Genomic DNA, 6,544 nt, shown 5'->3' with positions numbered 1-6,544 from the left:
AAAAAATAGCTGCTCACTTTAATTGGACCCCACAAACAGTGAGAGAGGTTTTACATAAATGGCAAAAACTAGGCATGGAAGGGCTTTGGGAATTACCAGGTCGAGGAGGAAAACCGAAGTGGAAAGAAGAAGACATAGAGTTTTTAACAGAATGCCTCAAAAATGAACCACGTACTTACAACAGCGTTCAATTAGCTCAGAAATTAGAAAAAGAGCGTTCTATTAAACTAAGTCCGGATCGATTAAGACGAATACTAAAAAAAAAGGGTTTATTTGGAAACGAGCGAGGAAGAGCCACAAAGGAAAACAAGAAATCGTAGCACGCCAAGTTAAACAAGCCGACTTAGATATGCTGGAACTGGCTGCTGCTGCGGGAGAAATCGACTTAAAATATTTAGATGAATCAGGATTTTGTGCGTGGAGCGAACCTGGTTACACTTATTACAAACGAGGTCAACAAAAAAGGCTCGAACAAACGAAGAGGCGTGGTCGTAGATTAAGTATTGTAGGGCTTCTGCAACATGAAATCAGCTTTGTTTATGGTTTGGTAATCGGGGGTGTCGATCGAAAAGCTTATATCAGAATGATGGAATCAGAAGCCCTAGAAGCCTCTGAGAGTAAACGAATCAGAGTAATAGTACAGGATAATGGCCCGATACATAAATGTCAGGAAGTTCAACAATTATGGTCGAAATGGGAAAGCCAGGGTCTATATATCTTATTTTTACCCAAATATTGTTCAGAAATGAACCGCATAAAATTGGAGTGGTAACATCTCAAAAAAGATGAGCTAGCAAGACAAATGTTTGAGGATGAATTAGAGCTAGCCTATGCTGTAATTAATGGGATAGAAGCTAGAGGGAAAAAAGGAAACTACTCTACAAAACGCATTAAATTTAGTTCTGAGCCTCCTATTTACCTTGCGAACACACGAGTTCGCTCCTAGACGGCGAGGACTCACGAAATAAGAGCCAAATTGATCAATATTTTGTGCCGTTAAAGGCGTAAAATTTAGTATTTATAATCACTTTGAAAGAGTAAATGCTCGACTTACTCGGAGAGCAACAGCCGGAAACCTTGAATTTGCGCTATCCGGTACCCCTGACTCAGCACCCAGCAGCAGTGTACCTCGACAGTTTGGGGAGCGAACGGTCAAAGGCAACCATGAGAGAAGGACTCAATATCATGGCCCGAATGCTGACGAGCTCTGAGTGTGACGCAATGACTTTGAATTGGGCGGCACTGCGCTACAAACATACTGCGGCTCTACGCTCGGCTATGGAGAAAAAGTACGCCCCGGCGACGGTGAACCAAATGCTGTGCGCCCTGCGGCGGGTGTTAAAGGAAGCTCTGCGGCTGGATTTAATCGACCCTCAAGATTACAGTAAAGCGGTGGATGTCAGGAGTATCAAGCAATCGGGAAAAGTTAGGGGGCGGGCGCTAACGCTCTCTGAGATTGCTGCATTGATGGAAAGCTGCTCTGGTAAGACCCCTATTGATATTAGGGACATGGCGCTGATTGCTATCTTGCGTGGGGGTGGCATCCGTCGCGGTGAGGCGGTCAATCTCTTGAAGCGAGATTTCAACTTATCCACGGGAGCGCTATTCATCCGAGAAGGTAAGGGCAAGAAAGACAGGACGGTTTACCTCCCGGAGTCTGCTTGCGTTTTAGTGTCCCAGTGGCTCGAGTTGAGGGGAGAGGCGACTGGGCCTCTGTTGTACCCGATTCGGAAGGGGGGAGAAATTCAGCGCCGGCGGATGACGGAGGATGGTGTGTTGAAGATTGTGCAGCGACGGGCTAAACTCGCTGGGGTGGAGTCTTTTAGTCCCCACGACTTCCGGCGCACGTTTTGCTCAGACCTCCTTGATGCTGGGGTGGATATTGTTACCGTACAAAAGTTGGCGGGTCATGCTTCTCCGGTAACTACGGCAAAGTATGACAGGCGTGGGGAGGAAACTAAGCGGCGGGCCGTGCAACATTTGGAGTTTTAGCGTTTTTTGGAGCTACATAAGATTGATACTTTGTCTTTGAGAATACTGCGCCGTGTTAAATAACTTGCGAGAAACGTCCGTTATTTCATCGCAGTAATTAAACCACTCATGGCCTTTTTGATTGCGTGCCTTTCTACTCGTTATTTCAACAGTGGACAATTGACAATTGTCCACACTGTTAACTGTTAACTGTTAACTGCGTCGCCCGCGCAAGCGTTGCGTCGCACTGAGCTTCGCCTTAGTGTCGAAGGGTTAACTGTTAACTGTCAACTGTTTAAATCCCCATCCTAAAAATCTCACTGTCAACTGTCAACTGTCAACTGTTAACTGTCAACTGTTTAATGGCACTAGCACCTCCCTATCCGCGCCCGGATAGCATTGTAATCAGCCGCCTCAGTTTTCCAGCAATTTTTCTTGAATCGTAGCGACACTTAGCTTCTACCAAGATTTTTTCCATCAGCTCGGATGAAGCTTCTGCTTGCAGCCATGCAGCTTCTAAAAATAGTTCTACGGTCACTCCTTTTTCTTTGCAAAATCTTGTCAAATTAGCATCTATTTCTGCATCTAAAACAACGGCAGAATGGCGACGAGTTGGCGGAATTTTCGCGAGTTCTGCTTTTAACTCTTCTAAGGTTGAATTGGAATTAGTGGTTTCGTTTGAAGCTTCGTTCTCCGTAGTTGACTGTTGGGCAATTTGTTCGCTCCCCTGTTTTCGGGAGATTAAAGTATCTTCTCTGCTTGGAACAATTGTTCGCTTGCGATTGGAGCGAATTTGGTCTAGGATGCTGTCACTCATTGTACTTTTTGTTGTAAAAGAGACTCGATTTTAGCGAGCAGTATTTCAAAGGGATATTCTAAGTCGGGATGTCCTAATTCGCTGAGGGTTTGGCGTTTGTTAATGGCTTTTTTGTACTGTTCGGATTCTCTGATTGAAGGGAGAATTAATTCTTTTTCAACTTCGTCTTTCATCCCCTCTACGGCTAGGCGACTTTCTAGGGTTTGAGTGTTGCCAATCCAGCGGTCGCGGAAGGGCAGCACTCCGAGTACGGTGGCGTTGGTTGCTTTGACATCTCTCATGGAGTTGAGCAGGTCGAGTGTCCGTACTAGGGAACCGTACCCTTTGACGGAGGCTTCGGCGGGTACGATTACGGCGTCGGCTGCACCGATTGCGGTTAAGCAAATCTGCGAGCGCTGCGGGGGTGCGTCAATGATACAAAATTTAAAGGCTTCGGCAACTGGTTCGAGGCGGCGCAGCAATAGGGTGGCACCGACACCGCTGCTGGATAGGTAGTCGGCGGCCGCGTCAAGGCCGTCGTCGGAGGGAATTAGAAACAAGTTGTCGCTACCTTCGACTGGATAGATGCCGTCTTCGATGGGCACGGATTTTTTGAGAACTTCCAGCAAGGTGGGCTGGTTGGGTTGCAGTTCTAGCCCCAGGTAGGTGGTCAGGTTGTGTTGGGGGTCGGCGTCGATAGCCAGTGTGGGATAGCCCCGGCTCGCTAGGAGGCGGCTGAGGAATAGAGATGTGGTTGTCTTGCCCTGCCCCCCGGACAGGGAGGCGATGGCGACTGCGATCATGGCTTTAGGGACATGGGGTTTTCTATATATATATCATTATCTAAATCTAAAAAGTTAAAATAGTCAATAGCTAATTCAATAAAAAGCTACTTTTATTATTTAAATCTATAAATTTTCAAAATAAAGTTAATTTTATAAAATGACTAAAAGCTAAATTACTAAAATTAGCAAATGAGTGCAGTCCTTACCATACCAGAGTTACCCCAAGTAGCGTAGAGGGGTAGCCACCGAGAGGTTCCAACTCAGTCAAGCGTTACTTCCGGTCTGCCCGACGGTAGTTGCTTTACGCAAAATGTTAATCGCCGCGTTTTCATCCCTGTCTGCTACGTATCCACAGTGAGGACATTTATGAGTTCTGGTACTCAATGTTTTTGCCACGTTATGCCCGCAATTTGAGCAGTTCTGGCTTGTGTCGCGCGTGGGAACGGCGATCGCTTGTTTTTGAAGAGGATTTTTTTGACCAAGAAACTGGGATTCAAGCCCCGTCACTTCGGCTACGCTCAGCACATCGCCTTCGCTTGACGGCTTTCTGCTAGAATATACGTAGGCAACCTAGGGCATTGGGAGACTCTAAACGGACGTGGAGTGATGGTAAGACTACCGCTTGCGGAGCGCGTTGCGATGAAGCGTCAAGGAATCCTCGGACTTGATAGACGAGGAGGTATGTCAATAAACTCATGTCATAGTAAGGCGCGGCGCGTGTTTTAAAAGGCGCGGTGCGTGTTTAAAAGGCGCGGTGCGTGTTTTATAGCGAGAAAACAAGATAATATGACGCGCGGCCTTGACCCTCTAATTTCAACTGGTTGGCATCAGTCAACTTCCGCAGCAGGCGACTAGCTTGGTCTTCGCTGATACGACAAAGTTCCACAGCTTCTTTTCTGGTAATTCTGCCGTGAGTCCTTACATATTGAAGCACCATTTGCTCTTGCTGAATGGGTTCAAAGCCAGCTTGCCGAACGTAATCAGCGGATTGTCCCAGTTCTCGGTAAACTAAGGGGCTAAGGGTGTAGGTGCGTCCTTTTTTGACGCCACGCGCTTCTACCAAACCAGCTTCAACTAATCGTTCTAACACGCTGCGGGCGATCGCTTCATCTCGCTGAATGGCACGGGCGAGAGTAGCCGTGTCTAACCGTCTTTCTTGTCGCAATTGTCTGATCGCGATTAAAGAGTCAACGGGGAGTGGGCAATGACTGCGATTTTCCTCTTCAATCACTACGCGCAACAGTCCTAAATCGGCTTCCCCCCCTGGCAGTCTGACGGCAACTGAATGAGAGTTTGTGCTTCGATAATCAGGGGCGGATCTTCCGTAGCGCAATAACCCCTGATAGATTAAATCTACACCGCGCCCAGTTCGTTCGGCGAGTCCGATGCGTTTAATGGCATCGGCTAGGAAGGGATTTCTCGGTCGGGGTTCTACGACTAGCAGGTTATCTAAGGTGACACCTTCGACAAAACCTCCTGGGTTGCTGATGGTAATTCCGTAATCTTCCCAGCGGATGTGAACGGCTCCCAATTTAGTGTAATATCGATGGATGAGGGCATTGACTGAGGCTTCGCGAAAGGCGCGGCGATCGTAGTTGGGAACGGGGACGCGAAATAAACCGATTTGCACTTCATCTTCTTCAACGCGCACCTCAAACTGTTCCATAACTCGCTCAAACAGTTTTAGCAAGGGGGTGCGGTAAAAGTCATTGACTCGCACTTGGGTGCCTTCGAGGACTTGAAAGGCGACTTCGTGGGTGGGTAAGTGTTCGCGGAGGGCGCTTTCTCGTCCTAAAATCAGTAGTCCGGCTACGGTGGGAAAGCGAATTCCATCGGTATAACGCACGAATCCTAAAGCGCCGTCGAGTTCTTCATCGGTTAAGGATAGCAGAGTGCGATCGCCCCCATATCGTATCCGCTCAATAAGTAGGGGTAGCAAAGAAAAAAAGTAGGCAAAGTATATAAAGTGTTATAAAATAGGACACATGACGCAAAAGATTATTTCACAAGATAAGTCATTCTCAGATTTACTGCAAACCATCGACCCCCCAGGTATTGCAGACGAATCAATGCGTCAGACAGTAGAGATATTACTGAACCTTATAGAAAAATTACAATTAAAAGTCAAAGACTTGGAGTCAGACAATCAACAGTTAAAAGATGAAAATAACCGGTTGAAGGGAGAACAAGGAAAACCAGACATCAAAGCCAAGTCCAAAGGATTCAAAAGTCAGCACTCATCAGAAAAAGAACGAAAAACGCCAAAAAATCACAAAAAAGGCAGTAAGAACGCCACGATTAAAATAGATCGAGAAGAAATACTAGAATATCCCACAGACCAACTGCCAGCCGATGCAGAATTTAAAGGATACGAACAAGTAATCATCCAAGATATCAGCTTGGCAACCGACCACATATTGTTCCGCAAACAAAAATATTACTCACCCTCACTCCGAAAAACTTATGTAGCAGAATTACCACTAGGCTACGAAGGAGAATTTGGGCCAGGAATCAAAGGCTTAATCATCAGTTTGTACTATGGGGGCAATATGACGATACGGTAAACTACTAGATTTTTTAGCCGATTTAGGCATTTCCATGTCAGCCGGTTATTTATCCAACCTATTAATCAAAAACCACTCAGGTTTTGAAAGAGAGAAAAAAGAAGTTTATAATTCAGGACTAGCGAGTAGCCCTTGGCAACACTTCGACCAAACAGGCGCGCGTGTTAAAGGAGTAAACCATACCACCAATATTATCTGCAACCCTTTATATACAGTCTACTTCACAACAACGAATAAAGATAGACTGACGGTACTGAAAGGATTACAGCCAGGACGAGAACTAAGTTTTTTTCTGAATCCACTCTTCTTCTCACTAATTGGGGACTTCAAAATCCCCACCAAATGGCAAAACGCTCTCAAACTATTACCTCAAGAAATAGTGTTGAGTGAGGCAGAGTTTAATCACCTACTCAATAAGTATCTACCCA

General features: G+C 46.1%; 7 protein-coding genes and 2 pseudogenes. 5 read left to right on the top strand and 4 right to left on the bottom strand.

The features are described 5' to 3' along the window. The 3 genes from ACUVJL_RS35795 to ACUVJL_RS35785 all read left to right on the top strand — a co-directional run. On the top strand, positions 1-320 hold a 320-nt coding region (locus ACUVJL_RS35795), incomplete at its 5' end, for a helix-turn-helix domain-containing protein (protein WP_445250164.1). A 29-nt stretch (positions 321-349) separates the two neighbouring features. Continuing rightward, entirely contained in the window at positions 350-772 is a 423-nt protein-coding gene (locus ACUVJL_RS35790; protein WP_445250163.1) for a transposase, read from the top strand. 269 nt (positions 773-1,041) lie between these two features. Beyond that, entirely contained in the window at positions 1,042-1,992 is a 951-nt protein-coding gene (locus ACUVJL_RS35785) for a tyrosine-type recombinase/integrase (RefSeq protein WP_445250162.1), read from the top strand. A 358-nt stretch (positions 1,993-2,350) separates the two neighbouring features. On the opposite strand, the gene ACUVJL_RS35780 is transcribed toward ACUVJL_RS35785, so the two are convergent. The 4 genes and pseudogenes from ACUVJL_RS35780 to ACUVJL_RS35765 form a co-directional block, all read right to left on the bottom strand. Continuing rightward, a complete protein-coding gene (locus ACUVJL_RS35780; RefSeq protein ID WP_445250161.1) occupies positions 2,351-2,788 on the bottom strand; it encodes a hypothetical protein in 438 nt (145 codons plus the stop codon). After that, entirely contained in the window at positions 2,785-3,570 is a 786-nt protein-coding gene (locus ACUVJL_RS35775) for a ParA family protein (protein WP_445250160.1), read from the bottom strand. Before ACUVJL_RS35775 ends, ACUVJL_RS35780 begins: the two co-directional genes overlap by 4 nt. Before the next feature lie 246 nt (positions 3,571-3,816). Continuing rightward, positions 3,817-4,002 (bottom strand): annotated as a pseudogene (locus tag ACUVJL_RS35770) (zinc ribbon domain-containing protein); the annotation flags it as partial. A gap of 313 nt (positions 4,003-4,315) precedes the next feature. Beyond that, complete coding sequence (locus ACUVJL_RS35765) at positions 4,316-5,491, bottom strand: ATP-binding protein (RefSeq protein ID WP_445250159.1); 1,176 nt, start codon at positions 5,489-5,491, stop codon at positions 4,316-4,318. A gap of 46 nt (positions 5,492-5,537) precedes the next feature. Between ACUVJL_RS35765 and ACUVJL_RS35760 the strand changes: the two genes are divergently transcribed. Continuing rightward, on the top strand, positions 5,538-6,116 hold the full coding sequence (locus tag ACUVJL_RS35760) for a hypothetical protein (protein ID WP_445250158.1): 579 nt from the start codon (positions 5,538-5,540) through the stop codon (positions 6,114-6,116). A gap of 34 nt (positions 6,117-6,150) precedes the next feature. Continuing rightward, a pseudogene (locus ACUVJL_RS35755) lies at positions 6,151-6,544 on the top strand (hypothetical protein); the annotation flags it as partial.

This window comes from Microcoleus sp. OTE_8_concoct_300, from assembly GCF_031383065.1.
GTDB lineage: Bacteria > Cyanobacteriota > Cyanobacteriia > Cyanobacteriales > Microcoleaceae > Microcoleus.
This window is presented reverse-complemented; position numbering and strand designations above follow the sequence as displayed.

Bases quoted from the DNA above. Each gene is read 5' to 3' on its own strand.
- ACUVJL_RS35790 (WP_445250163.1), top strand. From the start codon at position 350: ATGCTGGAACTGGCTGCTGCTGCGGGAGAAATCGACTTAAAATATTTA.
- ACUVJL_RS35785 (WP_445250162.1), top strand. From the start codon at position 1,042: ATGCTCGACTTACTCGGAGAGCAACAGCCGGAAACCTTGAATTTGCGC.
- ACUVJL_RS35780 (WP_445250161.1), bottom strand. From the start codon at position 2,788: ATGAGTGACAGCATCCTAGACCAAATTCGCTCCAATCGCAAGCGAACA.
- ACUVJL_RS35775 (WP_445250160.1), bottom strand. From the start codon at position 3,570: ATGATCGCAGTCGCCATCGCCTCCCTGTCCGGGGGGCAGGGCAAGACA.
- ACUVJL_RS35760 (WP_445250158.1), top strand. From the start codon at position 5,538: ATGACGCAAAAGATTATTTCACAAGATAAGTCATTCTCAGATTTACTG.